Genomic DNA, 26,741 nt, shown 5'->3' on the forward strand with positions numbered 1-26,741 from the left:
TTTATATAATGTTTGCGATTTGCCGATAGCGATAGTAAGCTGCACATGATCCTTCTGATGACACCATCGGCGCACCAAGGGGATGTTCTGGAGTGCAATAGCTACCAAAGGCAGGGCATTGATGAGGTTTTTTGACTCCTTGTAAAATTAACCCACTGATACATTGAGCAGATTCTTCAGTTTTCTGATTAGCAAGAGGAAAACGTTTTTGTGCGTCGAATTCAATATATTTCTGGCGAAGCTTTAGCCCACTTTCTGGTATTTCGCCTATTCCCCGCCATTTGCGATCGCCCCTCGCAAATACTTCGTTGATCATTTGTTGAGCGGCTTGATTTCCATCACGGCGGACTGAACGAGTGTACTGATTTTCAACTTGCGATCGCCCCTCTTGTAACTGTTTCACACATAAGTACACGCCTTGCAAAATATCTAATGGCTCAAATCCCGTAACTACTATAGGGACGTGATATTTTTGCGAGATTGGTTCGTATTCGGTGTAACCCATCACAGTACAGACGTGTCCAGCTGCCAAAAATCCTTGCACACAATTATCTGGTGAAGCCAGAATAGCCTCCATTGCTGGAGGTACTAGGACGTGTGACACTAGTAAGGAGAAATTTTTTATCCTTTGTTCATGTGCTTGGTAAATAGCCATTGCTGTAGCAGGTGCAGTGGTTTCAAAGCCGACTGCAAAGAATACAACTTGTTTGCTGGGATTGGCTTGAGCAATTTTCAGCACATCTAAGGGCGAGTAAACAATACGAACGTCTCCCCCATTCGCCTTAACTGTTAATAAATCTCTTTGTGATTGATCAGCTTTGTTTTCTGTTTGTCCTATTTCCTTGCTGCTCCTGCTTCCTGGCACTCGTAGCATATCGCCGAAGGAACAAAAAATCACTTCCGGAAGTGAAGCGATCGCGATTGCTTGATCAATTAACTCCACAGGGGTAACGCAAACAGGACAACCAGGGCCGTGAATCAGGGTAATTTCTTGAGGTAAAAGCTCATCTATGCCAAATTTGACAATAGAATGAGTTTGTCCGCCGCAGATTTCCATAATCGCCCAAGGTTGGTTAGTAATTTGTGCGATCGCTTGTGCATAATGTTGCGCGATCGCAGCATCACGATATTCATCAACGAATTTCATAGTAATAAATTAAAACTTTTAACCGAAGTAATATGATGTGTCATGAGCAGCTTTCCATTCAGGTTTATAACTAGCCAGCGATCGCATATACTGGGCGCGTTCAAAAGCACTGGGATTTGGGCAATGCTTTTGACTCATACTTCCCTGCATTTGCTGTACTGATTCGTATTCGTATTTTTGCATCCATTCACGTATTTCCTGCTCTATGACTCGAATGTGGTTAATACCATGTCGTAGCAGTACTGAGCAAAGCATCGTAATCTTGGAACCAACCATGAGCATTTTTAAAGCATCTTCGCCCCGATGAATACCGCTTGTTGCAGCTAAATCAGCATGAATGCGACCGTAGAGAATTGCAATCCATCGCAGAGGTAATCGCATGGACTGGGGTGTACTTAACAATACATTAGGTTCAACATCCAGAAGATTGAGATTAATATCCGGCTGGTAAAAACGGTTAAATAGAACCAAAGCATCAGCACCCGCCTCATCCAAACGTTTTGCTATATTTGCTGTATTTGTGAAATACGGGCTGAGTTTGACTGCTACGGGGATAGTTACTACTGCTTTGACTGCACAAAGAATATCAATATAAGTCTGCTCAATTTCACTACTTGTTAGTTCCATATCGGTAGGAACGTAGTAAATATTCAATTCTAGTGCATCTGCTCCTGCTTGCTGAATTTGTTTGGCATAGTTTGTCCATCCACCGACAGATGAGCCATTGAGACTAGCAATAATCGGAATGCTCACCTTTTGCTTGGCTTTGTGGATATGCTCTAAATAAGTTTCTGGCCCCACCCGAAAGCTAGTTGAGTTAGGGAAGTAAGTTAAGGCTTCAGGAAAACTTTCAGTGCCTTGGGTGAGGTGATGGTGGAGTTCATAATATTCTAGGCGCAACTGTTCTTCAAACAGCGAATGCATAACTACTGCTGCTGCACCAGCATCTTCCATACGCTGGATGTTATCAATGTCCTCAGAGAGAGGTGATGCAGAGGGAACAAGAGGCGATCGCAATTTCATTCCCATATAAATTGTAGTTAAATCCATCATCTTTACTCCTGTTTTTAAGATTATGTAGAAGCTTGTTTTTTTCTGTGCAAAATCTTCAGTAACTCAAACCAAAAAATACTGAAAACTCCTGCGGTTAAACAAATTGCCAAATCAATTGGATGTAGGATAGAAAAGCTAAACAGATGCCGTAAAAAAGGCAAGTAAAGTACAAAAGCTAGAAAAACTAACGCCCCTCCTAACACCCACCACAAAGCTATATTTTGCAAATTTACTGGGGAGTTACTGCGCGTAGCTTGCTTCCCCGTAAGGGTACGAGAGCGCAACATCTCCCAAATGGTTTGTGACCAAGAGCGATTGGTCAAAATCAAGCTGAGGTTAGCAATGATCAGAGTAGTAAAAGTCAAGGCGCGGGCATCTAGTTCTCCCTGACCTCGATATAGAGCAGTAACAAATACTATTAGTAAAACTAGTAATATTCCTACACCTTGCAGCAATGCTAAACCCAAAGTTTGCTTGCTAAATAGCGGTTCTTTAGGATTTCGGGGGGGACGACGCATCACATTGGCTTCAGGTGGCTCTGCTTCAAAAACTACTGAGCAGGCTGGGTCAATAATTAAGTGTAAAAAGGCAATGTGAATTGGTAATAATACTAGTGGCCATTTAAACAACACCGGAATTAAAGACATACCAGCAATGGGGACATGAACTGCTAAGGTATAAGCCATCGCTTTTGTGAGGTTGTCAAAGATGCGGCGACCGAGTTTAATAGCTGCAACGATGGATGAAAAATCATCGTCAAGTAATACTAAGTCTGCGGCTTCACGGGCTACATCTGTGCCTCGCCCTCCCATTGCTATGCCAATGTGGGCTGATTTTAATGCCGGGGCATCATTCACACCATCGCCTGTCATAGCGACAATTTCGCCATTATTTTTTAAAGCATTGACCAAACGTAGTTTTTGTTCAGGTACAACTCTGGCAAAAATATTGACTGTCTTGATTCTCCGGGATAATTCAGCATCATCCATCTGATCTAGTCCTGATCCAGTAATGACTTCATTTGTAGACATCAGACCAATTTGACGAGCAATATTTTGGGCAGTACTGGGATAGTCACCTGTAATCATGACTACTTGAATGCCAGCGGTGTAACATTCCTGGATAGCGCTTTTCACAGTTGGACGAACGGGATCGGCTAAACCTACCAATCCAATAAACTGGAAATTGAAATCATGTTGCTCTACTGGGAGGTCTGTGTACTGGAAGTATGCTTTAGCTACACCCAAAATTCGCAAGCCAGCGCTAGCCATCTCATTAATTTGTTGAGATAGGTGCTGCATCTGTTCTGAAGTGAAATGACATAAATCTGCGATCGCTTCTGGTGCACCTTTGGCTGCAATGATGTAGTCTAAACCATCAGGTGACTGCCAAACATGGGACATAGCCAGCAATTGTGGCGATAGTGGATATTCACGAATTAATTGCCAGTCGTCATGTAGATGTTCAGTATGTGCTAAATAATTATTACCAAGGTCTTTAAAAGCCTTCTCCATTGGGTCAAAGGGGTCTTTTTGACTAGCTAAAATACTAAATTCGACGATTTGATGGAAAGTTTCTGGTAGTTCCTCCCGTTCGTGTAAGCTGAGTTCGTAAAGCTCATTTTCTGCGAACAACTGGCTGACTGACATCTGATTAAAAGTCAGCGTACCCGTCTTATCAACACAGAGTACCGTTGCTGAACCTAATGTTTCCACAGCAGGCATTTTGCGTGCTAAAACGTGTTTTTGCGAAATCCGCCACGCACCCAAAGCCAAAAAGATTGTCACCACAACGGGAAATTCATTAGGCAAAATCGCCATTGCTAATGCTAAACCAGCTAAAAACCCATTTAGCCAATTACCTCTGGTGATACCGTAAACTATGACAATGACAGCGCAAATGGCGATCGCTACAACAGCGAGTTTTTTCACCAACTCTCCGGTTTCCTTTTGTAATAAGGTTTCTTCCGGACTCACTGTTTGCAAAGCTTTACCAATCTTGCCAATTTCCGTATATATACCAGTGGTTTGAGCTTCGGCGATACCTTGACCTTGAACAATCAACGTCCCAGAGTAAACAAAAGGCAAGTCATCGCCACCAGGACGCGCCATTTCTCTTCTACTACCCGCAACCTTGCGTACTGGTATCGATTCACCTGTAAGTAGAGATTCATCAACTGTGAGGTAAGTAGATGATAAAAGTATGGCATCAGCAGGGACGCGATCGCCTTCAGCCAAAACTAGAATATCTCCCCGCACAACTTCACGACCGGCAATCCGTTTTTGTTTGCCATCACGAATTACCAAAGCACGCGGGCTGGATAAATCGCGCAGTGCTTCTAAAGCACTCTCTGTTTTATGCTCTTGATAGAGAGTGATACCCATAATAAAGAACACAAAGCCGAGTAGAATTAGTGCATCTTGCGCCTCACCCAAAAAGACATAAATCGTACCACAAGCAACAAGTAGCAGAAAAATTGGCTCTTGCAAAACTTCAGAAGCCAACGCCAAAATACTACGTTGCTTACTGGAGGGCAATTCGTTATAACCTTCTCTCTTCAACCTATAAGCGGCTTCTTGTTCAGAAATTCCAGTAATAGTTTTGAGGTCAAGTTGATAACCCATATTTTGTTTCCTCGATTTGGGTGAGATATATCGTGAAATCCTCTATTTATCTTTCTTTTGCGCGGCAGTCGCTACAAGTTGGGGAACCCGCCCAAAGCGCTGCCTTGTCTTTGCGGTTCGTTCAAATATTCTTTTAGGTTGTGAATAAGTTTTACACAGAAACACAGAGAAGAAAGATTAGGAGAAATCTTGAGTATTCAATAACTTCTTGCAGCCAAATATTGATACATTTGCCAGCGGGTTTTTACATCTGCTTGAGCTTCTTTAAGTAGCTGCTGTGCCGCTTCTTCGTTACTCTTAGTCAACATTTTGAAGCGGTTTTCTAGATACATATATTGCTCTAGCGGTAACTTTGGTGTGCGTGAATCAAGTTGTAGTGGGTTTTCTCCTTGCTTAATGCGATCTGGATTAAATCGATACAGTAACCATTGACCTGAATCAACAGCAGCTTTTTGATTCTGCATTGCTGTACTCATGTTGATACCGTGGGCAATACAATGGCTGTAGGCAATAATTAGCGATGGTCCTTGATAAGCCTCGGCTTCTAAGAATGCCTTGAGGGTGTGTTCATCTCTTGCGCCCATTGCGACGCTGGCAATATAGACATTGCCATAAGTCATCGCCATTAAACCCAAATCTTTTTTAGGTGCAGCTTTACCCCCAGCCGCAAATTTGGCTACAGCTGCTTTGGGTGTGGCTTTGGACATTTGTCCACCTGTATTGGAATAAACTTCAGTATCAAGAATGAGAATATTAACATTGTGTCCACTGGCTAAAACGTGATCTAGTCCTCCAAAGCCGATATCGTAACCCCAGCCATCACCACCAATAATCCAGACACTCTTTTTCACTAAGTAATCAGCAATACTCAGGAGTTGCTTGGCTTTGTTTGTCAGTGGTGATTGACTAGTGATAATTGCTTCTAACTGTTGCTTCAAGATAGCAATTCGTTCGCGTTGTTCCCAAATATCAGCCTCGTCTTTTTGTTCGGCATTGAGGATACTATTTGCCAGTTCCTCACCCACATTTGTTGCCAGTTGTTTGAGTAATTCAGCGGCAAATTCTGCCTGTTTATCAATTGAGATACGAAAACCAAGTCCAAATTCGGCGTTATCTTCAAATAACGAATTTGACCAAGCTGGCCCACGTCCTGCGGCGTTGTGCGTCCAAGGGGTAGTAGGTAAATTACCGCCATAGATAGAAGAACAACCAGTGGCGTTGGCAACAATCATGCGATCGCCAAACAGCTGTGTTGCTAACTTAATATAAGGTGTTTCGCCACAACCAGCGCAAGCTCCAGAAAATTCAAACAATGGTTCTTGCATTTGCTGTTGGTTAATATGAGTCAGTTTTAGATGACTTCTATCTGGATTGGGAATATCCAAAAAGAAATCCCAATTTTCCCGTTCTTGTTCGCGTAATGGTCTTTGCAGTTCCATGTTAATGGCTTTGCGTCGTAGTTCTGATTTATTCTTCGCCGGACAAACATCTACGCAAATACCGCAACCAGTACAATCTTCTGCTGCAACTTGGATAGTGTATTTCAAACCTTTCCAATCGTGGTCTTTAGCATTGGTACTCTTAAACATTGATGGTGCATTTTCTAACTGCTGCGGTTCGTAAACCTTACTACGGATAACGCTGTGAGGACACACCATCACGCATTTACCACACTGAATGCAGACATCTGTATCCCAAACGGGTATTTCTTGGGCAATGTTACGCTTTTCCCATTTCGCTGTACCAGTGGGATAAGTACCGTCTGCTGGTAAAGCACTAACTGGTAGTTCATCCCCTTCACGGGCAATCATTTTACCTAAGACATCACGGACAAAAGCAGGTGCAGTGTTAGGGATTGGGGATTCGGAAAACTCTTCCCCAGTCCCTAGTCCCCATTGCCCCTTATCCCCAGAGGGGGCCCCGAGTTCCCTAGTCCCCACTTCATGTAGATTCTCTAATGTGGTATCTACTGCTTTGAGGTTCATCTGCACAATTTCGTCACCTTTCTTGCCGTAAGTCTTGCGGATGGACTTTTTGATTTCTGCGATGGCTTCTTCTCGTGGCAGTACACCCGATAAGGCAAAGAAACAAACCTGCATTACCGTGTTAATTCTTCCAGCCATGCCTGCTTGACGGGCAACTTTATAGGCATTAATTACATAAAATTTCAGACGCTTTTGAATAATTTGCTCTTGTACTGATGGCGGCAGATGATGCCAAACTTCATCCTTTTCATAAGGAGAATTCACTAAGAATGTTCCGCCTGGTATAATGTCTTTTAGGATAGGAAATTTTTCAATAAATTCCCATTGATGGCAAGCAACAAAGTTAGCTTTACTGATTAAATAGGTCGAGCGAATTAATTGTGAACCAAAGCGTAGGTGCGAAACTGTGACAGAACCTGATTTCTTAGAATCGTAAACAAAATAACCTTGAGCATAATTGTTTGTTTCTTCTCCAATAATTTTGATTGAGTTTTTATTAGCGCCTACTGTACCATCTGCACCCAAACCATAAAAAATTGCTCTAACTATTTTGTCTGGTTCAACGCTAAATTCGGGGTCATAATTCAAGCTGGTGTGAGTAACATCATCGTTAATACCGATGGTAAAATGATTTTTTGGTTCAGCCGCAGCAAGGTTATCGAAGACGGCTTTAATCATCGCTGGTGTGAATTCTTTAGAAGATAAACCGTAACGACCACCAACTACTTGAGGAGGGGAAGAGAGAGACACGGGGAGAGTGGGGGAAATGCTTTGCCGTGCTTTCGATGCTTCATAAATTGCATTTACCACATCTAAATAAAGAGGTTCACCAGATGCACCAGGTTCTTTGGTGCGGTCTAAAACTGCTATAGAACGGGTAGTTGCTGGCAATGCGGCGACAAAGCGTTTGGCATCAAATGGGCGATATAGCCTTACTTTCAAAACGCCTACTTTCTCGCCACGGGCGTTGAGGTAATCTATTATTTCATGTCCAGTCTCACAACCGGAACCCATCAGCACAATAACTCTTTCGGCTGCTGGGTCGCCGTGGTATTCAAATAGTTGGTACTGTCGCCCAGTCATCGCGGCAAATTCATCCATGACTTTCTGGGTAATGTCTGCACAAGCGAAATAGTAAGAATTTACAGTTTCCCTGGCTTGGAAGTAAACATCAGGGTTTTGTGTTGTACCGCGCAAAACTGGTTTTTCGGGGGTGAGGGCGCGTGAACGATGGGCGAATACTAATTCATCGGGAATGAATTCTCGCAAGTCATCTTCTGTTAAAGTTTCTATTTTGTTAATTTCGTGGGAGGTACGAAAGCCATCAAAAAAGTGTAGGAACGGTATTCGTGATTCTAAAGTTACTCGTGTTGCTATTAAAGCAAAGTCTTGTGCTTCTTGGACTGATGCGGCACAAAGCATAGCAAAACCAGTGCCACGCGCTGCCATGACATCGCTGTGGTCGCCAAAAATGGAGAGGGCTTGTGCAGCTAGCGATCGCGCGGCAATATGAAATACTGTAGGTGTTAATTCCCCAGCAATTTTGTACATATTTGGGATCATCAACAATAATCCCTGCGATGCTGTAAATGTGGTTGTTAGTGAACCAGTTTGCAAAGCACCATGTACAACACCAGCCACACCTCCTTCACTCTGCATCTCTACTACCGAGGGAACAGTACCCCAAATGTTGCGTTTTCTTTGATTAGCCCAAGCATCTGACCACTCAGCCATTGGTGAAGAAGGAGTAATGGGATAAATAGCAATGACTTCATTGAGTCGATAGACGACTTGGGCAACAGCCTCATTGCCATCTATGGTTGCAAATGTTCTGTTCTTCATCTTCTTGCACCTGTGTAAGTCTCTAAGGGCTAGTAATGACTAAGCTGAATCTACTTTTGACATTAGGATAAGAAGTTGAGAAACTTGTGAAGAAGTAAAAGGGATTGGGGACTGGTTGAGCGCTTTGTTATTAAAACGTTTATTGTGCAACCATCTTTGAAAAAATGATTCCTTGCGTCAAGCTAGTGGAGGATAAGTTTAAGTTTGCAGATTTTGTAAGTAATTCAGTGTCTCTTGTACTTCTTTGGTATCAAGGATACTAAGAGCGAAGCCGATATGGACAATTACGTAATCATCAATTTTTGCTTCGGGAAGGTAAGCAAGAGATACTTCTTTTACTACTCCACCAAAGCTAACTTTTCCTGTTCGCATTAGTGCTTCTGCTTCATTGATACTGACAATTTTTCCTGGGACTGCTAAACACATTGGTTTTTACTCCTGATTTATTAATTCACGGGAAGCTGCCATTAATTGTCCTAGTGCAATACCTCCATCATTGGGTGGAATGATTTGATGCCAATAAGGGCGAAAGTTCTCTTCTTGTAAACGGTAAATAGTTCTCTCAGCCAAATAACGATTTTGAAAACAGCCGCCTGTTAACACAATTTTTCCTTCACCGACATACTTTGCTATAGCAATAGTAATTTCAACTAGTGTATTATGAAATTTAGTTGATATATGCCCGATTGCTAAACCGTTATCAATATCTTCGAAAATTCCTTTGACTATCAATGCCCAATCAACAACTAATGGTGAACAATTATCTATTTCTGAAGGCTGAATAATTGTAAATTGATAATATTCTTTGGTTTGAAAATGTGAAATGGCAAATTCTAGCTCCATTGCTGCTTGTCCTTCAAATGAAGACTGTTGACGTAATCCCACTATTGAGGCGATCGCATCGAATAGCCGACCCATACTAGAAGTTAGTGGTGTATTCAAATGTCTTTTGAGCATTGGTTGCAAAACTTCTAACTCTTGAGGGTAAAAAGCTTGCAATGGTGCTAACTTTTTCATTTTAAAAAGTGTGTCTCCCCAGAGTTCATAAAGTAAACCTATAGCTACACGTCTGGGCTGCTTAATCGCTTTTTCGCCTCCTGGAAGAGGAAACATCCGCAGATGAGCGACACGTTGAAATGATGTTTCTGTAATTAAAAGAAATTCACTTCCCCAAATTTTGCCGTCTAGCCCGTAACCAGAACCATCCCAAGCAATACCTAATACAGAACCTGAAAGCTGGTTTTCTGCCATACATGAAAGGACATGAGCATAGTGATGTTGCACGGAGATGATAGGAACGCTCAAATTGTGTGCATATTGGGTAGAAAGGTAATCTGGATGTAAATCACACGCTACAACATCAGGTTGAAAATCGTAAATTTTTTTGAAGCTGTCAATTACATTTTTAAACCTATCAAAAGCCTGAATTGTATCTAAGTTTCCTATATGTTGGCTAATTAAAATTTGTTGATTAATAGAAATAGCAATAGTATTTTTTAAATGTCCTCCCACAGCCAGAATATTAGATTTGGTGTTAATTGGAATTGCTAGAGGAGCATAGCCACGGGCGCACCGTAACACCATTGGACGTTCCATGAAAACACGTACAATCGAATCATCAACAGGATGGTGAATTGGGCGATTGTGAATTAAAAATATATCTACAATTCTCCCCAAACGCTCAATTGCCTCAGATTCGTCTATACAAATTGGTTCATCAGCAAGATTGCCACTAGTAGCTACTACAGGAAAATTTAATTTCGCCATAAGTAAATGATGTAATGGCGTATGGGGCAACATAATACCGAGATTAGGATTACCTGGGGCGACATCAGCAGCAATTTGAGATTTAGGATTTGGGATTGGAGATTTCTCCAGCAGGACAATAGGGGCTTGAGGCGATCGCAACAACTGTTCTTCTAGATTTGAAACTTTGCAATGTGCTTTGACTAACTCCAAAGTTGGATACATCAAGGCAAACGGTTTTTCTGGCCGTTGTTTGCTAATACGTAACTGTCTTACGGCATTTTTACATCGGGCATCTACTATTAAATGAAATCCGCCTAATCCTTTAATAGCAATAATTTTACCTTGGCAAATTGCATCTGCTGCCATTTGCAAAGCAGCGTCATGGAATGCTAAAACATTACCTTCTCTATCCCATAACTCTAAGTGAGGGCCGCACTGAGGACAAGCATTCGGTTGCGCGTGGAAACGGCGATCGCTAGGATTATCGTACTCAGCTTGGCAAGTATCACACATTACAAAGTTTTTCATTGTAGTGTTGGGGCGATCGTATGGCAAGGCTTCAATGATGCTGAAACGAGGCCCACAGTTGGTACAGTTTGTAAAAGGATAGCTGTTTCGGCGATTTATTTGTGTAAATATCTCACGCAGACAATCTGAGCAAGTGGCTATATCTGGTGAAATTAGGGCTGTTTTTTCACCACCAATACTGTTACGAATCTCAAATTTTTGATAGCCGATGGGGTTAAGAAATATAAATTCTAGCTTTTTAATTACAGAATGCGAAGGTTTTTCTTTTTCAATAGATAGAAGGAATATTTCTAGTTGGTTGTAACTACCTTCGGCTTCAATAAAGACACCTTGAGCAGAATTGTTTACCCAACCTACAAGTCCTAATTTGCTTGCCAAGTGGTAGATGAATGGACGAAATCCTACTCCCTGGACAATACCTTGGATCGTTATTTGCAAGCGTTGTTTGTCATGAGTCATTTGAAAGCATAGATGTAATTTATGTGATATCAATTTGGGCTTTGACTACAGTAGGATCGTCTGTGCGTTCGATATGAAAACCAAGTTTTTCACAAACTTTTTGCATGGCATAATTGTCAGCCAAAATATCAGCTGTGACGGTGCTGAGTTGCTCATCTCGACTAACTTGCAGTAACCGTCGCAGTAACTCGGTTCCTATACCCTGGCACTGATAGCGATCGCATACCACAATAGCGAATTCTGCCTCATTCGTACCATGTATTTTACTTAACCGACCGACTGCCAAAATTTTCCGTGTTTGCGTTTCAGGATTTTGATATTCGGCAATTAGGGCTATTTCGCGATCATAGTCAATAAAGCAGATGCGTGTTAATCGTTCATGGGCTACTCTCGACTGGAGTTTAATTAAGTGGAAATAACGAAAATAAACACTTTGCTCTGAGAGTGTGTTGTGAAATTGCACCATCAACGGTTCATCTTCTGGACGGATAGGACGAATGGTAACTGGAGTTCCATCTCTCATCGTCCACTTGCGAACATATTGTGTAGGATAGGGTCGAATCGCTAACTTTGGTAGTTGCTCCTCCTTAACATTTGGTTCGTGCAGGATTATCCGTGCATCGAGGGCAATCAATTGCTCAGATGAAGCTAGCAACGGGTTAACATCGATTTCTTTAATCCAACGCTGTTCTACCACTAATTGGCTAAATATCACCATTAATTGTTCAAGGGCAACCATATCAACACTTTTACGCCCTCGAACTCCTTTGAGCGCTTTGTAAATCTGCGTTTGCTCCATCATGCGTCGTGCTAAAGTGGTATTGAGGGGTGGAAGTGCGATCGCGCGATCGTGAAAAACTTCGACTAGTTGTCCACCTGTGCCAAAAAGCAACACCGGGCCAAATTGTGCATCCAGACTACTACCGATAATCAATTCATAACCACCCATTTTTACCATTGGCTGCACCGTTACACCCAAGAACAGTTGAGTAGAGACGCGATTCATCGCGTCTTTACAAAGGTCGTGTTGTAGTTTCTCGTTTAAAGAGGATTCAATTGTGCGGTAAGCGTGTTGTACAGCTTCAGCATCTTTTAGATTTAACTGCACACCGCCAACATCGGTTTTATGAGTAATAATCTCGGAAAACAGCTTTAAAACAACTGGATAGCCAATTGTTTCTGCACATTGAATTGCTTGATCCTCGCTCTTAGCAACACAAGTGGCGACCACCGGAATACCATAAGCAGCTAATATCTGCTTTGATTCAAACTCTGTGAGAATAGTTCGCTGTGCCTGACGTGCTGATTGGATAATTTTTTCCACACAGTTACGGTCTGGTATCCCTGATGAGGAATCAAGTGCAGGCATTACGGGAGTTTCATAGATACCACGCAAGTTATAGCTAGACTGCCACATATAACTAAACATCCGAGCAGCAGTGTCAGGGTAAGGATATGTGGGGATATGGTGACGATTGAGAATCATCTCACCTGCTGCTACATCTGCTCCTCCCATCCAACTAGCAAGGATGGGTTTACTAGCCATCTGCGCGTAGGGTTTCAATTGCTCGGCTGTTTGGGTGGGGTCTGTCATTGCTTGAGGAGTGAGAATCACCAATAAGCCGTCACTGTTGGGATCTTTAGCAGCAATTTCCAACGCTTGGGTATATCTTTGTGGGTCAGCGTCGCCCAGAATATCAATCGGGTTGCCGTGGCTCCAATGTGTTGGTAATAGTTGGTTAAGGGATACGCTTGTTTCTTCAGAAATTGTGGCAATTTCTCCACCAGCAGCAATCAGAGCATCGGTAGCAAGTACCCCTGGCCCACCTGCGTTAGTTAAAATTGTCAGACGTGGCCCTTTGGGACGGGGTTGTTTTGCTAATACTTCCGCCATATCGAATAAGTCAGAGATGCTATTGACGCGCAACACCCCACAACGCCGGAAAGCTGCATGAAGAACCTCATCACTTCCTGTAAGTGCGCCAGTATGAGAAGCTGCTGCCTTAGCTGCTGCTTCAGTACGTCCTGCTTTAATCACAATAATCGGTTTAGTTAAAGCAACTTCCCGCGCTGCTGACAGAAATGCTCGCGCATTCCCAATTGATTCCATGTAAATAACAATACTTTTAGTATGCGGGTCATCACCAAGGTAGTAAATCAAATCTCCCCAACCCACATCCAGCATTGAGCCAAGGGAAACAAAGGCGCTAAAACCAACGTTTTCTCGAAAACTCCAATCAAGGATAGCAGTGCAAAGCGCTCCACTTTGACTAATAAAGCCCACATTTCCAGGACGCGCCATTGTACTGGCAAAAGTCGCATTCAAACCTGTGCGCGGACTCATCACACCTAAGCAATTCGGCCCAATAATCCGCATTTTGCCGCGATGCGCTTGCTCAAGTATTTGCTGTTCTAAGGCTACACCCTCAGTACCAGCTTCTTTAAAACCAGCACTGAGGATAATTGCACTTTTCACACCTGCATCCACGCACTTAGCAATAATGTCTGGGACTGTTGGTGCTGGGGTGGCGATAACTGCCAAATCAACTAGTTCTGGGACATCAAAGATAGTTGGGTATGCTTTGATTCCCAATATGCTGTGCCGCTTGGGATTGACAGGGAAAACAGTTCCACCAAAAGGATTGCTAATCAAATTCCATAGTAAGGTGCGCCCAACACTACCAGTTTTTTCGCTAGCACCAATTACAGCAACACTTTTTGGGGCAAAAATAGCATCAAGGGGGTTAGCTTTTTCGGTTCGTAAAATATCATAGGCGCGTTCGACGGATGACTGGGTAGGTTTTTGCATGAGTTGCTATTACCTGTGGTGGAAATATATTTTAAAGAAGTAAGCTAAAATTTTCGTCAATAATTTGGGTAATTTTTTGTAAAGCGATCGCCACTCCAGTCTCGGCAATTGGTGATAAGCTGTAGCCTAATTCAAAGTTTTCTCCTGGGACTTTTATCCACCAAGCTGGTGGACAACGACCGTAAATAGCTTGAGTCAGAGCAAGAAGCGATCGCGGATCGGCTGTATGTCCGGCGATGACGTTAAAAGATTCAGGTGAAAGCGATTGTACTTGCACCTGCGAACTTTCAGACATTAAACAAGCATCGATAAAGATTGCTAAATCAGCATCGGCTAAAGTTTCAGCAAGTTCAGGAGTGAGTTGGTGGACAGCAAGAGATTTCACGTTTGATAGTTGCAATGCCTTAGCTACTCGCTGCCCAATGCCATCATCACTACGCAATTCATTACCGTAACCAATCGCGATCGCCTCCGGCGGGGCGTAGCCCATCGCATTGTAAATCATACTTTTTAGCTATCTAATCCTGTTTAGAAGTTAGGTCAAAAACTTGAGGAACTTGTGAGGTAAGATTTGAACCAATCCTCACAAGTTCCTCAAATTCTTTTTCTAACTTCAAGGTATAGATGCTCAACTATTGCATTAATTAGCTTGAAAACTCACTGCCTTATTCAGATGGGTCGTAATTATCGCCAGAATCTATATTTGAAACAACAATCGATCAAGTAAAAAAGATAGACATCCGCCAAAAGTAGTTAAAAATTTTTGAACTTGTAATTGCTTAGGAGGTACAGACTATGAGTACCATTGTCCAACGCCAAAAAGAATTCAATTTTTTTGATTTATGGGATAGGTTTTGTAGCTGGATTACTAGCACAGAAAATCGGATTTATATTGGCTGGTTTGGTGTGTTGATGATTCCCACCTTGCTGGCTGCCACCACCTGCTTTATTTTGGCTTTTATTGCTGCTCCTGGCGTAGACATGGATGGCATACGTGAGCCAATCATGGGTTCACTGATGGATGGTAATAACTTAATTACAGCCGCAGTTGTGCCGACCTCTGCTGCCATTGGTTTGCACTTTTATCCTATCTGGGAAGCTGGATCAGTAGATGAATGGCTCTACAATGGTGGCCCATATCAATTGATTGTGCTGCATTTTCTTATTGGTATTTGGTGTTTATTAGGGCGATTTTGGGAACTGAGCTATCGTTTAGGAATGCGTCCCTGGATAGCAGTTGCCTATTCTGCACCCGTCATTGCCGCTACTTCAGTTTTGCTAGTTTATCCCATTGGCCAAGGTAGTTTTTCTGATGGTTTACCTTTGGGAATTGCTGGAACTTTCCACTTTATGTTAGCTTTCCAAGGCGATCATAATATTCTCATGCACCCGTTCCATATGTTGGGTGTAGCAGGTATATTCGGCGGCGCACTGTTGAGTTCGTTGCATGGTTCTTTGGTGACTTCAACGTTAAGTCGGAATACTGATGAAAATGAATCAATTAATGCCGGATATAAATTGGGTCAGAAGAAAGTCACCTACAATTACTTGGCAGGACACTACGGCTTCTTGGGACGGTTGTTGATTCCTACCTTTGCTAGTAAAAATCATCGTGCTTTCCATTTTTTATTAGCAGCATTACCAACAGTAGGTATTTGGTTCGCAGCGATGGGTGTATGTTCGATGGCATTTAATATCAATGGCTTGAACTTTAATCATTCCATCTTAGATAGTCGGGGTGAAGTAATTAGAACCAACGCTGATGTGCTGAACCGTGCCAATCTTGGTATAAATGCAATGCACGCTCCTAATGTCCATAATTTCCCTTTAGTTCTGTCTAGCGGTCAACCGATTCCAGTTAGTTAAAGATTGCATCCATCCATTTTTATAGTTGTTTTCAACCTGCCTGTGATTATGATATAAGCTAATATTGCAGGCAGGTTTTTGCAGTGGTGAGTTATGGAAAACTTGCAGGTTGGAGAGAAGATAGTAAATGAGTTTCGGCTACGGTAATCATGAGACAAGCTGTAAGGCGGTTCTATGTCTAAAACAAATTCTCAACAGATCATTAATACTGCCGTTACTCTCGTAGAGAGGTATGCAGAGGGGAAACGCAATTTTAGTGGCGCGAACTTGGGTAATGCCGACTTGCAGGGTGTTGATCTCAAAGGAGCTGATTTCAGCTACGCTGACTTGAGTGAAGCTAATTTAAATGGTGCTAATCTTAGAGGCTGTGACTTCAGCTTTGCAAATCTCAGTCAAGCTAATTTGCAAGATGCTGATCTTCGGGGAGCCTTATTGTTTTCCACCGATCTCCGTCAAGCTGAGTTCAAGGGAGCGAAACTGGAAAAAGCAGATTGCGATCGCAATACTCATTTCCCTCAGAATTTTGATCCAGTGCAAGTGGGATTGCAGATTAAAGAGAGGTAGAAGTATAGGCTAAGTAGGATGGCGTAAATAATTAAAGGTTTGTAGTGAGGTCTGAAGCCCTCACTACAAACCAATTTCATTCAATATTTTTACATTAGTTGCTATAGTTTGAATTATTCTCATCGGCTTACTTACACAACTCCTCGGTTGGGCAGATAATCTTACTGATGTTTCCTAATCTCGCCAAACTTCATTAACAATGCTCCCATCTTTCCCAACTAATTGAATATGCAAGGGCATTTGTCCGGCTGCATGAGTTGAACAACTTAAACAAGGGTCAAAAGCTCTGATTCCCGCTTCAACACGGTTTAACATACCTTCAGGGATTTCTGAACCGTGAATAAAGTGTCGTGCAATTTGTGCTACTGTGCGATTCATTGCCAGATTATTCTGACCTGTGGCAATTACTAAATTTACTTTCTGAAGTAACCCATTTTCATCAACTTGATAATGGTGAAATAATGTACCGCGTGGTGCTTCACTTACACCTACTCCTTCTAGTTGGTTGATGCCAGCATCAGCACGCAATTTTTTAGACATTAAATCTGGGTCATCTATTATAATTTCTATGCGTTCAATGCAAGCCAGAATTTCAATTAACCGGGCGTAGTGATAGAAAAATGATGAAGTGACAGTGCCTTTACCTCTGTCTCTAAATTCTCTCAATTCTGCATCAGCTAAAGGTGTACCAATATGACTGCAAATATTCAGACGCGCTAGCGGCCCTACCCGATAAATACCACTATCTAAACGACAATAATCGCTTTGGTCAGGATAACCTAAAGGGCGGTAGTAGGGAGACTTTAAATAAGAATCTGGTTGAACTGCTTCACCGATAAATTCTTGATAATGAGTTGGATCAAGCTTATCAGCAATGATATTCCCGGCGCTATCTACAAAACGAATATGTCCGTCGTAGTTCTCCCACAAACCATCAGGAGTGACTAAACCCATAAATAAGCTAGGAAAATTCCCGAAGGTTTGCACTTCTTTTTCATAATCATTGAGTAAGCCTTTAAATCTACCCAGTGCATCTAATATTGTGGTGCGTACTTCTGGGATACGGTTCTGAATATGAGTGCGTCCTTCTATCGATAATGGTTCGCGGACACCACCAGGAACCGCCCATGATGGGTGTATTTTTCGCCCTCCTAATTGTTCAATAATCTCTTGTCCAAATTGACGCAAGCGAATTCCGCCACGCGCCAGTTCAGGTTCGGCTGCAATTAAGCCAAATAGATTGCGTTTTTCGGGGTCGCTATCCATTCCTAATAATAAATCTGGGGCGCTGAGGTGAAAGAAACTCAGGGCATGGGATTGGATAATTTGTCCCAAATTCATCAAACGACGCAGTTTTTCGGCTGCTTTAGGAATTGTAACTGCAAGGATGCGATCGCCTGCTTTGGCAGAAGCTAATAAATGACTCACCGGACAAATTCCACAAATTCGCGCTGTAATTCCTGGCATTTCCCAAAGCGGACGACCCTCACAAAACTTCTCAAAACCACGAAACTCTGTGACATGAAAGCGAGCATCGCTTACTTGTCCTGTATCATCCAGATAAATACTGATTTTGGCGTGTCCTTCAATGCGGCTAACTGGATCAATAATTACTTTTTTCATAACTATATCTACTGCTTAGCTAAGATAGGTTTAAATCAAGATAATAAATTGAAATACCAACCAATGAAATCAGCTTTCTAAGCAGTTTTTACCTTCTGTTTTCTACCTTTTAGAAAGCATTTATAAAGTAAAAATAAAATTACTGTAGTGGCGTGTGAGGCACATATTTCAATATAGTTGGTTACAAAAAGTTTTGGTCAAGCGCCTAACGTACCGTGTTGTATAGCGGTGCGTTAGGTTAATGCCACATAACACACCCTACTGGCGTGACCGGATTAAAATAGTGGATTAATAAACCGCAGAGGCGCAGAGAAGCCAGTGCGTTGCGGGGGTTCCCCCCGTTGTAGCAACTGGCGCGACACAGAGAGAGAAAAGAAAATTGTCTTAATGTTTTATGCGCTAAATTAGCCCGGTCACTCTACTACTTAAGCGAGCAATTTAATATATTGAGGAGCTTACCCACTACACCAAGTGTCATAGATTCCTTTCGCTTCTGGATATTCATCACAGTATTCTTCAAAAGCTGTTTTCAAAACTTTCTCTGCCCGCTGATGTGCTATCTCGGCTTGTAATTCCTCGATTACATCCCAAGCCGCAGCACACTCTTCTGAACGGATACCTTGTTGATCGCAAACGGTACGAGCTTTTTTAATTTCGTCCTGAAGCTGTTGTTCTAACAAGAGAATATAGGGTTGCTCAAGAAAGTTACTATTAGCTAGAATGTCAGCCAGGGAAATGATGCCCAGTAGTTTGCCTTGAATAACAGGCGCTCTCTGTAAATTATGGTCGGCAAATAAACGTGCTACGTATTCTAAACCCAGGTCAGGATTGACAACGATACAAGGTTTGGTCATCACCTCATAAACACGCGTACTACAAGGATCTTTAGCATAAGCAATCACTTTATAGACAACATCTTTTTCGGTAATAATGCCGTAAGCATCCTGTTCATGGTGACGATCTACTACCAGCGCTTTCCAGTCCCTTGCCCTTAAGAGTCTAACTGCTTCAGCCACCGTTGCTGAACTGCGAATCGTAGCAACATCTTTAGTCATAATGTCAGATGCTTTCAACATAATTCTCTCCAAATTTTTAATGATCCTGATGCAATACAGGCTATTGAAAGAGGCAGAAACTCTTTAATATCTGATGTGTGAGTCCTGTATTTTGTACTCACTTTCTTACAAACTGCTATAACTGCTAAAAATGTGAGCTTTCTAAGTTTCCTTGTAATTTATTAGTCCTGTTATGCATTTGCATCCATTGAAAAGCAGTAATGTTTAATAATAAACCCACAAGGAATAACAAGATCATCAAGGCTATCTGATACCAGAAAACTGGCTGGACAAATAAATCTAAAATCACGTGTAGTAAGTTCATGATGCTGTAAAAGATAGTTAAGCCAAAATGGATCATGCGATAACGCTTGGAATCAGTAAAAGCAGTGGCAATAATTGCCAGCATTGGTAGTACAAAAAAGCTTAACATCAACCACATAATTACAGAAATATCATTGATGTTTGTAGCTTTTTGAGCTTCGACAACAGATAAGCCATGAAAAAGCGGCATTAAGCCTAGTTGTGTATGAAATAGTATTCCTAAGAGAAATACTGTCCAAAGAGCAATGATTCTTTCTCGATAATTAACTGCCATATTTGCTTATGAAATTATTTTGTAAGTGCTTTACCTTTAACTTAGATAAAAAAATCTGAGTAAATTGTGAAGTTAACCAAACTTGATAAATTCACGTCCTTCTAGCTGCGGTTTTTCTCCTCTTAAGAGTGGCTCTAAGACTGCTTTAATCCGAGTTGCTGAAGGTGGACATCCTGGTAAATAAATATCAACTGGTACTACTGTATGCACTGGTATCACACGATCTAGTAAGGTTGGTACAATACCAGGCTCATGGGGAATTGTGCCGTGAATGTCGGCTGCTTCGATGTAACAACGCTGGAGAACTGGTTCGGCACTACCTAAAGGGTTGCGTAAAGCAGTAACATTACCAGTAACAGCACAATCGCCAAAAGAGACAAGAATTTGCGATCGCTCTCTTACTATCTGAATCATTTGCAGATGATCTTCATTAGCAACTGCACCTTCAACTAACACCACATCCACCCCTTGAGGATATTCTTTGGCATCAGCAAAGGGACTATAAACTAAATCTACTTGTACTGCTAAATCAATTAGCCATTCATCCAAATCGAGGAAAGACATATGACAGCCAGAACAGCCGCCTAGCCAAACCGTAGCTAATTTTAAACGAGTCATTTTCTTTTTTTATGAGAGTATAAATGGATAGCAAATAAATGATAATTTGACCTTAGCACTCAGGACTTTAGTGCAACTTCTTGCCATTCTTGTACAACGTATTCGGGGATTGAGATATTAATGAAATGTTGTGTATCTACAGGTATACTAATTAACAAACTTTGAGTGGGCAATTGAGGTAAAATATCCTTAAAGTCATACTGACCGATAGTTGGTGCAGGTGCTTCATCTAGGAAAATATCGGGAGCAGTCAATACTTTACCTGTATCGCTAGTAATCTTCAGAGGGAAAGGATGGAACAGTTCTTGAGAACCAGGAAATCCCACTAATCGGAGATTTATTGAAGATATTTTATTGCTATTAGAATGAACTCGCTTGAAAAGGACAACCTGCCAATAATTTCCCAATTCATCATTTAATTTTTGTTGTGAGCGATATACTATTTCTCCAGGCGCTTCTTCTAATTGAATAACAGCAGCAATCACCTGTTGAGATATGAAGCTTGCTAAACCCACGTATATATATATTGTTAATATTCCTAGCAATAGGAGCCACCAAAAGGTTTTTAAGATGCGGCGTAACATTAGGTTTACCTCGTTGTGCTAATTCATGATCAGTAGCTAAAGAAGCCATTGCTGCTTCTCCCGAGCTGTAATCAGGAAATCAAGTTTGGCGCGATCGCGTTTCATTTCACCGACGCTCGAACCTTTATCAAAAAGCGCACCTGTTGGGCAAGCATTAACGCATTTGCCGCAAGAAGTACAAGTATCTGAGGTTCCCCAAGGCTGATTTAAATCAGTGATTACATGAGAATTCGTTCCTCTACCCGCCATATCCCAAGTGTGCGCTCCTTCAATCTCGTCACAAACACGGACGCAACGAGTGCAAAGAACACAACGGTTATGGTCAACACCAAAGCGATCATGAGAAACATCGACTTTGCGATCGGGAAAATGATAATCCAAACGCACGTGATCCATACCCATCTCAATCGCTAAGTCTTGCAATTCACAATTACCATTAGCTACACAAACCGAGCAAATGTGATTGCCTTCAGCAAATAGCATTTCGATAATTGTGCGACGATATTTTTGCAGGCGATCGCTATTTGTCTCAACTTCCATACCTTCAGTAACTTTCGTCACACAAGCAGGTTGGAGTTTATTACTGCCAGCAATTTCTACTAAACAAAGCCGACAAGCCCCCACATCTCCAACTCCTTCTAAGTGACACAAAGTCGGAATGTGAATTCCTGCATCCTGCGCTGCTTGGAGAATAGTTTCCTCCTCACGGGCGCTAATTAACTGTTCATTAATGGTTAAAGTTTTTACTGCCATTTTCACCTCGCTTTTTGAGTCATTCATCAGCACAAGACTGATTCTTTTGAGTTACTCAACGAAACTCAGCCCGCTTAATCTTTGCCCGAAAGAACTCTGAGTAACTCTCTGTCCCAAACCACCAGCCTGCACTTATCTGAGAGGGAATTGTAAATCCGCCAAAAGTCTGTTCTTTTTGAAATTCTCCACCAAAGGGAATGTAAGTATAGCTACCGTTTTCCGTATGTTCTCCCCAACGTGGGAAAAAAACCTTCAGCAGTTTACCGTCAAGGTCTGTAACCAGTGTCAGCGTTATAGGCTCAGCATTAACTTTCAAACTAGCTTGGATAGTTTTCTCATCAATTGCCTTCCAAGTTACGTTGCGTTGAGGTAGCAAAGCAGAAGGCAGCCAGAAAAATTCTCCTGCGAATCGTCCAATAGCAGAGCGAGTAATATCAGGACTGTGGGCATTTACTAATGGAATCAATCCCCAAAGAGCAAAGCGCATTCGACCTGAGTTGTTTGCATAGTAATCTACTCCCATAAATTTAAACAAACCGCTACCAATAACTGGTTTCCAAACAAATCCTTTTAGTGCTGAGGTAATCTGTTTGGCTCGCATCGGTATCCACGGTTTATCCTGCGCCATCCTAAAACTGCCACTCATTTCCAGGCTGACAGATGAAGCAAGAGGAGTTCCCGGCGCAATGGCATGGAAAAAGTAGCGTTGCACAGGAAGAGGCAATTCTGCAACCATGTCTTTAGTGAAACGATCGCCTGTTGGCACTTCTTTAAGCGATCGCCAAATCCTATCAACTTCTTTTTCATTCCTTACCTGGATGATGACTAAAGTGATGAATGCGATCGCCAGCATTGCACCAATGCCAAAGAAAATTTTGGTAAACATTTGCCCCACCTATTTAGATATGGCGGTTTCTTTAATCAAAGCCAAGTACTCATCACGGAAATAACGCAAAGTACTAAATACCGGATTGGGTGCAGACTGCCCAAGACCGCACAAGCTTGTATGTTTCACCATGTCACATAGTTCTTCTAGCAATTCCAAATCAGCAAAGGATGCTTTACCTTCGCTAATCTTCGTCAACAATTTATATAACTGCACCGTCCCCACCCGACAGGGAATGCATTTACCGCAAGATTCGTCCATGCAAAACTCCATGAAAAAGCGTGCGACATCCACCATGTTGGTAGTTTCATCCATGACAATCATGCCGCCAGAACCCATCATCGAACCAAGTTGAGTGAGTGATTCATAATCCACTGGACTATCAAAAGCTGATGCTGGAATACATCCCCCAGAAGGGCCACCAGTTTGCACTGCTTTTACCGCACCGCCATTCGGTACGCCACCACCCATTGCTTCTACAATTTGCCGCAGTGAAGTTCCCATCGGTACTTCTATCAAACCTGTATTACGGATTTTGCCAGCCAAGGCGAAAACCTTTGTACCTTTGCTCTTTTGAGTGCCAATGCTGGCAAACCATTCAGCACCTTTGCGGATAATAGGTGCAACATTGGCGTAAGTTTCAACGTTATTAATTAAAGTAGGATAGCCCCATAAACCAGACTCGGCAGGATAGGGTGGACGGGGATGAGGAGTACCGCGTTTACCTTCAATAGAAGCCATTAAAGCAGTTTCTTCACCACAGACATAAGCCCCAGCACCGATACGAATATCAATTTTGAAATCAAATCGAGAATCGAAAATTTGACTGCCTAAAATATCAAGGTGTTGCGCTTGACGAATTGCAGTTTGCAGACGGTTGATAGCAACGGGATATTCTGCCCGGATGTAGATGTAGCCTTGGTTTGCACCTATAGCATAGGCTGCGATCGCCATTCCTTCTAAAACGCGATGGGGATCGCTTTCTAGAACGCTGCGATCCATAAATGCCCCTGGATCACCTTCATCAGCATTGCAAATTACGAACTTGCGTTCTCCTTTTGCTTTAGCAACTGTTGCCCATTTCAAACCTGTAGGATAACCAGCACCACCACGTCCCCGTAAACCACTGCGAGTAATAGTATCTACTACCTCGCTAGGAGTCATCTCCCGCAAGACATGGTAAAGGGCTTGATAACCTTTGGCAGCAATGTAAGATTGAATGCGTTCTGGATTAACTTTGCCACTGTTTTCTAAAACAATCGGCATCTGGGATGTAAAAAATGGATGCGTTAAATCACCTTGTTGGACTGTTGTTTCTCCTCCATTGAGAGCGGCGATAATTGAAGGTGCAGCATCAGGTGTAACTTTCTCGTAGAGTGTACCTAGACTCTCTGCTTCGTGAATAGAATCTTCCCTACTCCCCACTTCTACTAATGGCCCTTGACAGCACAAACGCATACAGCCAACGCCACGAACTTCCACTGTTTCAGTCAAACCTTCTGCTGTTACAGCCTCTTCCAAACGCTGTTTGACTACTTGTGAATTGGCAGATAGACAACCAGCTGCAACACAACAGCGAACTTGCACAGGTTTCTCTGAAGCAAGTTCTTTTTGGGCAATTTCAATTAACTCAGGTAAATCCATCTTGCAACCATCCTTTGATGCGAACGCATACTGATTCAGGAGTTTGATTGCCTAAAACAGTGCCATCAAACACTACAGCAGGTGCAATTCCACAAGCACCTAAACACCTTGCTGTTAGCAGTGAAATTTGACCATCTGCTGAGGTTTCACCAGCGTGGATGTGGGCGGAGTTTTCTACATTTGTCAGGATAGCTTGAGCGCCTTTGACGTAACAAGCCGTACCCGTACACACCACACAAGTATGTACGCCATTAGGTGCAAGTGAAAACAAATGGTAAAACGTGGCAACTCCATAAACTCGACTAGGCGGCAGTTTGAGATTGTGAGCGACGTAAATCAATACATCCTTTTCTAAATAGCCAAAAAGTTCCTGTGCTTTATGCAATATCTCAATGAGTGCATCTTGTTGATACTGGTAGCGTTTGATAGTTGCATCAAGCATCTTAAAGCGCTTATCACCGCGAGTTACGGAGGGTGTTTTTGCGGCGTTTTTAGTTTTAACAGCAGATGCTGAATTCATGGTTTGAGCCTCTGGTCTCTTCAGGATGTTCTGCATCTCACAACTAGAATGATAGGAGAACAATTTGAGAAACTTGTGAGGACAGTAAGTGGATTTTCGGCGTTGCTGGATGATGTAATGATTTTGTCACGCTAGACGCGAAGGCATAGAGAATAGATTTTCAAGGCATAGAGAATAGATTTTCAAAGATGTTTATCTGCAATTAAGCAATGCCTAAAGCTAAAATCCTTGCTAGGACTCTTTGTTGGGGGTAGGATGTAGTCAGAAATTAAGAAAAATAGAATAAAAGTGCGAACATTAATAAACTTCTTGATCACTACACCCCATACCCCACACCCTACACCCAAAAGACTTATAAATAATAGGTTTGCCGTTATCAAGCGTGCCATTCGCCTAATACCTTAGTTAGATCCTCACAACTTCCTCAGATTTTTGACTTAACCTCAACATATAGCCAAAACAGGGTTCAACAGCGAGGTAGAAGACAATATTTCTTCTGCCTCCTACCTCCTGCCTTTCTTGTTGAGGTGTCATTACCATGCAAAAACGACTTGGGATTCTGACTAGTGGTGGCGATTGTCCTGGACTCAATGCTGTAATTCGGGCAGTTGTAAACCACGCCACCCTCACTTATAACTGGCAGGTAGTGGGTATTCCTTATGCGACTAGAGGGCTTTTAGAGAGAAAGGCAATTCCTCTGAGCATACATGGTCTAGACCTACGTGGCATTGACCCCTTGTTGAATATGGGAGGCACGATTCTGGGTAGCATCAACAAAGGGGATACTCTAGCTCATGTTGACGAGATTATTGCAGGTTATCATGCTTTAGAACTAGATGCCTTAATTGGTATTGGTGGAGATGGCAGTTTAGCAATTCTCAACCAACTGCAAAGCAAAGGAAATTGGCAGTTTGTTGCCATTCCGAAAACAATTGATAATGATGTAGGCAAGACAGAAAGAGTAGTTGGATTTGATACTGCTGTCAACACGATTGTTGATGCCCTAAATCGTTTGACATTTACAGCTGCTAGTCACGATCGCGTGATGATTGTCGAAGTCATGGGACGCCACGCTGGTCATTTAGCACTGCACTCTGGCATTGCAGGCGGGGCAGATGTGATTTTGATTCCTGAAATTACCTACACAATTAAAGGTGTGTGCGAGCATTTGGCAGAATTACGCTGCTGGGGACGCAGATTTGCAATTGTAGTTGTGGCGGAAGGCGCGCAAATAGCAGCCGATTCATCTAACTATCCATCCTGTGAAAAGCCATCCTGTGGTATGGGTCAATATATTGCCGATGAAATTCGCCGTTGCAGTAACAATCAAATTGACATTCGAGTTTCCGTTTTAGGACATATCCAACGAGGTGGTATTCCTTCAGCTTTAGACCGTTTGGTAGCAACAGCTTTTGGTAAAGCTGCGGTAGATTTATTAGCTGATGGGCAATCTGCACAGATGGTAGCTTGGCAAAATGGACAAGTTGTAGCAGTTCCTTTAGAGGCAGTCTTGGCTTGCAGTCCATGTCTTGTAGATCCCAATAATTTCTTAGTGCAAACTGCGCGATCGCTCAGTACTTACCTTGGCAATCTCACTCCGGCGATCGTCAAAACGCAATTTAATGACACTTTGTAAAAAATCAAGTTCAAAGTTATGCCAATTTGAGAAAAGAATATGACAAATAGATCATCTGTAGAGACGCGATTCATCGCGTCTTCACCCAAGGATGTGTTGCAATCATTAATTGAATTGGTATTACCTGACATTGAACATTAACGTTTTAATTGCTAGAACCCTTGATTTTTAAAGCTATTTGGGGAATGAAACAGCCCT

General features: G+C 42.3%; 20 protein-coding genes. 3 read left to right on the plus strand and 17 right to left on the minus strand.

Annotated features, from left to right (window positions below):
* Position 1: 1 nt before the first annotated feature.
* The 8 genes from hypD to WKK05_RS08660 form a co-directional block, all read right to left on the minus strand.
* Positions 2-1,147, minus strand: coding sequence for a hydrogenase formation protein HypD (hypD, locus tag WKK05_RS08625; protein WP_341529329.1), 1,146 nt, complete (start codon positions 1,145-1,147; stop codon positions 2-4).
* An 18-nt stretch (positions 1,148-1,165) separates the two neighbouring features.
* Positions 1,166-2,197 (minus strand): dihydroorotate dehydrogenase-like protein, encoded by a 1,032-nt coding sequence (locus WKK05_RS08630; protein WP_341531050.1) that lies wholly within the window; start codon positions 2,195-2,197, stop codon positions 1,166-1,168.
* 23 nt (positions 2,198-2,220) lie between these two features.
* Positions 2,221-4,824: a cation-translocating P-type ATPase gene (locus tag WKK05_RS08635; RefSeq protein WP_341529330.1), complete on the minus strand. Its 2,604-nt coding sequence runs from the start codon at positions 4,822-4,824 to the stop codon at positions 2,221-2,223.
* A gap of 197 nt (positions 4,825-5,021) precedes the next feature.
* Entirely contained in the window at positions 5,022-8,651 is a 3,630-nt protein-coding gene (nifJ, locus tag WKK05_RS08640) for a pyruvate:ferredoxin (flavodoxin) oxidoreductase (protein WP_341529331.1), read from the minus strand.
* A 198-nt stretch (positions 8,652-8,849) separates the two neighbouring features.
* The gene (locus WKK05_RS08645; RefSeq protein ID WP_341529332.1) at positions 8,850-9,077 is read right to left on the minus strand and encodes a HypC/HybG/HupF family hydrogenase formation chaperone; all 228 of its coding nucleotides are present in this window, start codon (positions 9,075-9,077) and stop codon (positions 8,850-8,852) included.
* Positions 9,078-9,083: 6 nt separating this feature from the next.
* On the minus strand, positions 9,084-11,387 hold the full coding sequence (gene hypF / locus WKK05_RS08650; protein ID WP_341529333.1) for a carbamoyltransferase HypF: 2,304 nt from the start codon (positions 11,385-11,387) through the stop codon (positions 9,084-9,086).
* 19 nt (positions 11,388-11,406) lie between these two features.
* Positions 11,407-14,196: a bifunctional acetate--CoA ligase family protein/GNAT family N-acetyltransferase gene (locus tag WKK05_RS08655; RefSeq protein ID WP_341529334.1), complete on the minus strand. Its 2,790-nt coding sequence runs from the start codon at positions 14,194-14,196 to the stop codon at positions 11,407-11,409.
* Positions 14,197-14,227: 31 nt separating this feature from the next.
* The gene (locus tag WKK05_RS08660) at positions 14,228-14,701 is read right to left on the minus strand and encodes a hydrogenase maturation protease (RefSeq protein WP_341529335.1); all 474 of its coding nucleotides are present in this window, start codon (positions 14,699-14,701) and stop codon (positions 14,228-14,230) included.
* A 290-nt stretch (positions 14,702-14,991) separates the two neighbouring features.
* Between WKK05_RS08660 and WKK05_RS08665 the strand changes: the two genes are divergently transcribed.
* Positions 14,992-16,062, plus strand: a complete 1,071-nt coding sequence (locus tag WKK05_RS08665; protein WP_341529336.1) for a Photosystem Q(B) protein 1 — start codon at positions 14,992-14,994, stop codon at positions 16,060-16,062.
* Positions 16,063-16,236: 174 nt separating this feature from the next.
* Positions 16,237-16,626: a pentapeptide repeat-containing protein gene (locus WKK05_RS08670; protein ID WP_341529337.1), complete on the plus strand. Its 390-nt coding sequence runs from the start codon at positions 16,237-16,239 to the stop codon at positions 16,624-16,626.
* A gap of 174 nt (positions 16,627-16,800) precedes the next feature.
* On the opposite strand, the gene WKK05_RS08675 is transcribed toward WKK05_RS08670, so the two are convergent.
* From WKK05_RS08675 to hoxE, 9 genes are all read right to left on the minus strand, one after another.
* The gene (locus WKK05_RS08675; RefSeq protein WP_341529338.1) at positions 16,801-18,249 is read right to left on the minus strand and encodes a Ni/Fe hydrogenase subunit alpha; all 1,449 of its coding nucleotides are present in this window, start codon (positions 18,247-18,249) and stop codon (positions 16,801-16,803) included.
* Positions 18,250-18,704: 455 nt separating this feature from the next.
* The gene (locus WKK05_RS08680; protein WP_341529339.1) at positions 18,705-19,325 is read right to left on the minus strand and encodes a CBS domain-containing protein; all 621 of its coding nucleotides are present in this window, start codon (positions 19,323-19,325) and stop codon (positions 18,705-18,707) included.
* A gap of 124 nt (positions 19,326-19,449) precedes the next feature.
* Entirely contained in the window at positions 19,450-19,902 is a 453-nt protein-coding gene (locus WKK05_RS08685; RefSeq protein ID WP_341529340.1) for a hypothetical protein, read from the minus strand.
* Between the two features lie 72 nt (positions 19,903-19,974).
* Positions 19,975-20,520: an oxidoreductase gene (locus WKK05_RS08690; RefSeq protein ID WP_341529341.1), complete on the minus strand. Its 546-nt coding sequence runs from the start codon at positions 20,518-20,520 to the stop codon at positions 19,975-19,977.
* Between the two features lie 59 nt (positions 20,521-20,579).
* Positions 20,580-21,104 carry a DUF3122 domain-containing protein gene (locus WKK05_RS08695; RefSeq protein ID WP_341529342.1) on the minus strand — a complete coding sequence of 175 codons (525 nt, stop codon included), beginning with the start codon at positions 21,102-21,104 and terminating at the stop codon, positions 20,580-20,582.
* Positions 21,105-21,140: 36 nt separating this feature from the next.
* On the minus strand, positions 21,141-21,857 hold the full coding sequence (hoxU, locus tag WKK05_RS08700; protein ID WP_341529343.1) for a bidirectional hydrogenase complex protein HoxU: 717 nt from the start codon (positions 21,855-21,857) through the stop codon (positions 21,141-21,143).
* A 55-nt stretch (positions 21,858-21,912) separates the two neighbouring features.
* Entirely contained in the window at positions 21,913-22,743 is an 831-nt protein-coding gene (locus tag WKK05_RS08705) for a DUF6544 family protein (protein WP_341529344.1), read from the minus strand.
* A gap of 9 nt (positions 22,744-22,752) precedes the next feature.
* Complete coding sequence (nuoF, locus tag WKK05_RS08710) at positions 22,753-24,387, minus strand: NADH-quinone oxidoreductase subunit NuoF (protein ID WP_341529345.1); 1,635 nt, start codon at positions 24,385-24,387, stop codon at positions 22,753-22,755.
* The gene (gene hoxE / locus WKK05_RS08715) at positions 24,374-24,907 is read right to left on the minus strand and encodes a bidirectional hydrogenase complex protein HoxE (protein ID WP_341529346.1); all 534 of its coding nucleotides are present in this window, start codon (positions 24,905-24,907) and stop codon (positions 24,374-24,376) included. Before hoxE ends, nuoF begins: the two co-directional genes overlap by 14 nt.
* 538 nt (positions 24,908-25,445) lie before the next feature.
* Here hoxE and WKK05_RS08720 point away from each other — a divergent pair.
* A complete protein-coding gene (locus tag WKK05_RS08720) occupies positions 25,446-26,543 on the plus strand; it encodes an ATP-dependent 6-phosphofructokinase (RefSeq protein ID WP_341529347.1) in 1,098 nt (365 codons plus the stop codon).
* Positions 26,544-26,741: the final 198 nt, after the last annotated feature.

The sequence above is a fragment of the Nostoc sp. UHCC 0302 genome, from assembly GCF_038096175.1.
Classification (GTDB): domain Bacteria; phylum Cyanobacteriota; class Cyanobacteriia; order Cyanobacteriales; family Nostocaceae; genus UHCC-0302.

What these genes read in the sequence shown, in the direction of transcription:
- hypD (WP_341529329.1), bottom strand. Translation starts at nt 1,147, where the DNA reads ATGAAATTCGTTGATGAATATCGTGATGCTGCGATCGCGCAACATTAT.
- WKK05_RS08630 (WP_341531050.1), bottom strand. Translation starts at nt 2,197, where the DNA reads ATGGATTTAACTACAATTTATATGGGAATGAAATTGCGATCGCCTCTT.
- WKK05_RS08635 (WP_341529330.1), bottom strand. Translation starts at nt 4,824, where the DNA reads ATGGGTTATCAACTTGACCTCAAAACTATTACTGGAATTTCTGAACAA.
- nifJ (WP_341529331.1), bottom strand. Translation starts at nt 8,651, where the DNA reads ATGAAGAACAGAACATTTGCAACCATAGATGGCAATGAGGCTGTTGCC.
- WKK05_RS08645 (WP_341529332.1), bottom strand. Translation starts at nt 9,077, where the DNA reads ATGTGTTTAGCAGTCCCAGGAAAAATTGTCAGTATCAATGAAGCAGAA.
- hypF (WP_341529333.1), bottom strand. Translation starts at nt 11,387, where the DNA reads ATGACTCATGACAAACAACGCTTGCAAATAACGATCCAAGGTATTGTC.
- WKK05_RS08655 (WP_341529334.1), bottom strand. Translation starts at nt 14,196, where the DNA reads ATGCAAAAACCTACCCAGTCATCCGTCGAACGCGCCTATGATATTTTA.
- WKK05_RS08660 (WP_341529335.1), bottom strand. Translation starts at nt 14,701, where the DNA reads ATGATTTACAATGCGATGGGCTACGCCCCGCCGGAGGCGATCGCGATT.
- WKK05_RS08665 (WP_341529336.1), top strand. Translation starts at nt 14,992, where the DNA reads ATGAGTACCATTGTCCAACGCCAAAAAGAATTCAATTTTTTTGATTTA.
- WKK05_RS08670 (WP_341529337.1), top strand. Translation starts at nt 16,237, where the DNA reads ATGTCTAAAACAAATTCTCAACAGATCATTAATACTGCCGTTACTCTC.
- WKK05_RS08675 (WP_341529338.1), bottom strand. Translation starts at nt 18,249, where the DNA reads ATGAAAAAAGTAATTATTGATCCAGTTAGCCGCATTGAAGGACACGCC.
- WKK05_RS08680 (WP_341529339.1), bottom strand. Translation starts at nt 19,325, where the DNA reads ATGTTGAAAGCATCTGACATTATGACTAAAGATGTTGCTACGATTCGC.
- WKK05_RS08685 (WP_341529340.1), bottom strand. Translation starts at nt 19,902, where the DNA reads ATGGCAGTTAATTATCGAGAAAGAATCATTGCTCTTTGGACAGTATTT.
- WKK05_RS08690 (WP_341529341.1), bottom strand. Translation starts at nt 20,520, where the DNA reads ATGACTCGTTTAAAATTAGCTACGGTTTGGCTAGGCGGCTGTTCTGGC.
- WKK05_RS08695 (WP_341529342.1), bottom strand. Translation starts at nt 21,104, where the DNA reads ATGTTACGCCGCATCTTAAAAACCTTTTGGTGGCTCCTATTGCTAGGA.
- hoxU (WP_341529343.1), bottom strand. Translation starts at nt 21,857, where the DNA reads ATGGCAGTAAAAACTTTAACCATTAATGAACAGTTAATTAGCGCCCGT.
- WKK05_RS08705 (WP_341529344.1), bottom strand. Translation starts at nt 22,743, where the DNA reads ATGTTTACCAAAATTTTCTTTGGCATTGGTGCAATGCTGGCGATCGCA.
- nuoF (WP_341529345.1), bottom strand. Translation starts at nt 24,387, where the DNA reads ATGGATTTACCTGAGTTAATTGAAATTGCCCAAAAAGAACTTGCTTCA.
- hoxE (WP_341529346.1), bottom strand. Translation starts at nt 24,907, where the DNA reads ATGAATTCAGCATCTGCTGTTAAAACTAAAAACGCCGCAAAAACACCC.
- WKK05_RS08720 (WP_341529347.1), top strand. Translation starts at nt 25,446, where the DNA reads ATGCAAAAACGACTTGGGATTCTGACTAGTGGTGGCGATTGTCCTGGA.